Here is a 2401-nt window from a genome sequence, read left to right on the forward strand (position 1 = left end):
TTATCCGGGCTATGCGCTATGCGCTTCACTTGAAGGTTCTGGAGCCGTAGAAGATTTGACGGCATTTTGCCTCAATGAACATAAGCTTATACGTCAGAATATATTGCTAGTACAGCAAGGAGACTTGAATGCTTGTTCAGGTTTGGAAAGCTCAGTCGCTGTGCAGCGATGTCAGGCGCTGCTAATCAATCACAAGCTAGAGCAGGGTGCTGATAAGTCATTCTGCACGCAGTTGAATGAGCCTGTTATTAAAGCGGCATGCGACGACTTTTCACGTTACTTTCAGGGCATCAATGTCGGTGATTCAGAAGCGTGCTCACTGATTAGTAATACAGCTCTTAAAGCACGATGTAACGAAGAGGCGATTCAAGCTTATTTAGCAGAGCTATTGTCAGATCTGAGCTATCAGTATTTAAATGAACAGCATGATCAGCTTGCGGGAGCGTTGCATAGTGAAGGTGAAGAGGTAGAGGCCTTACTAGCGAAAACCAAAGGGCTAGATTTAGTCGATACGCACCATTTTAAGTCGGAGCTTGGTCGGGACTTTGTGCTTAAGTCTTACGCTTTAAAAGGCCAAAATAGCGATGATTCTGTTGTTGGCTTTGAGCCGACTAAAGCCGCTTCTATTGGTCTGGAAAGTGCGCCTGCGATGAAAGCTGTCGAATTATTTGAGCCCTTCAGCTATGGCCGGGGTATTGCAACGGGGGATACGAACCAGGATCTATGGCCAGACCTGGCAATTGCTTATTCCGACCGCATACGACTTTATCAGAATATGGGGGGGCGCTTTGCTAAGCGAAAAACGCTAGAGTTTGGAAGTGAACTAAGCCCAGTATTGGTCAGTTTTGTTGATTTGGATGCAGATAGCTATCCTGACTTGTTTGTGTCGTTTTATGGTGCTGGTAATAGAATCTATTGGAACCAGGGCGGTAGCTTTGATCAAGGTCGCTATCAGGAGCTGATGCTTGAAAACAGTCAACTAGTGATGTCAGCGGCATTTCAGGATGTTGATCAGGATGGTGATGTTGATATGGCTTTGGGTAGCTGGTTTGCTGGCGACTTAAGACATTTTAATCCGCACCGTTCCCAAAATTATTATATTGAGAATGCGGCCATCAAGAAGCATTCATCCAATAATACTCGCCGAGATTTTAAGCCACATGCATTACCTGGAGCGCAAGGGGAGACCTTGTCAGTACTTTTCTCGGATATTGATCGAGATGGTAAGCCGGAGTTGCTCGTGGGAAATGATATGGATGCCCCCGATATTATATATCGCTGGAAATCGGGGCGTTTCCAAGTAGCTAAAGCCGATAGTAACCTGCCAGCTTACAGTGCATTTAACACGATGAGTATCGCCAGTGGCGACCTCAATCGAGACCAGCTAATTGATTACTTTAGTGTTGATATGTCTTTTGGCCAAGAGGGTGGTTTGGACTATTGTCAGCAGGCTGGCATTGCAGACTTACAGGCGTGTAGAGCTTTGCTTTCACTTGATCAGGCTGTCAAATCTGGGCAAGTTGGTATCTGTCAATATTTGGCTGAGAGCAAGAGAAAACAAGACTGTCTTCAGGCGCAGCTTATTCAACTGGCCAGGCAATCAAGGCAAGACGATATTTGTAGTCTCATGACTCAGGAAAACAAAGTGGCTGAGTCTTTATGCCGAGCTGCCAGTAAAGTAATTCCCCCAAAGCAAGCTATCAACTATTCACTATACCCTAAGGGTGTTCAGCGCAATGTCTTGTCTATGTCCTCGATGGGCGGCTGGCAAGAACTTGCTGAAGACTGGGCTGTATCAGAAAGTTATTGGAGTTGGCACAGCAAGATAGCAGACTTGAATAATGATGGCTGGAACGATATTTATGTTGGCAACGGTTATATGTTTGGTGGAGCAGGGCGGCGTACCCAGACCAATGTTTTGTATATGAATAAGCATGGCGAAGGAATGTACCGAGCAGAAGCGGAAATGGGCTTGGAAGATTATCTAAATACCCCGAGCTTTGTGACGGTTGATTTTGACCGGGATGGTGATCTCGATATCATCTCCCAACGAGTTGCTGCCGACCATGGCGTCTTCATCAATCAGACTCGAGAGCCGGGTATATTGATCGATCTAAGACTTAATGGGCAAACGGTATTGGGCTCCAGCGTGCAATTGCTCGGTCATTCTCTTGATGATGAAAGCACGGCGCAGTTATCTCAGCAAGTTCTTGGAGGTGGTTTTCTTAGTTTTGATGAGCCTCTTGCTCATTTTGGTATGGCAGAAAAACAAAGCTATCAGCAGCTTCAGATAAAGTGGCTCAGTGGTAGCAGAGAAAAACTAGATTTCCTCTTTCTCCCTGCGCGTTATTACCTAATCGAGTTTGATAAGTAGCGATTCTAGAACAGTCTATTCCGGTTG

General features: G+C 45.7%; 1 protein-coding gene. It reads left to right on the plus strand.

The window, feature by feature from the left end; genetic code table 11:
- Positions 1 to 2374: CRTAC1 family protein (locus A3761_RS10570; protein WP_156491790.1), on the plus strand; the 2374-nt coding region annotated here is incomplete at its 5' end.
- Between the last annotated feature and the right edge of the window lie 27 nt (positions 2375 to 2401).

The organism is Oleiphilus sp. HI0123 (genome assembly GCF_001635315.1).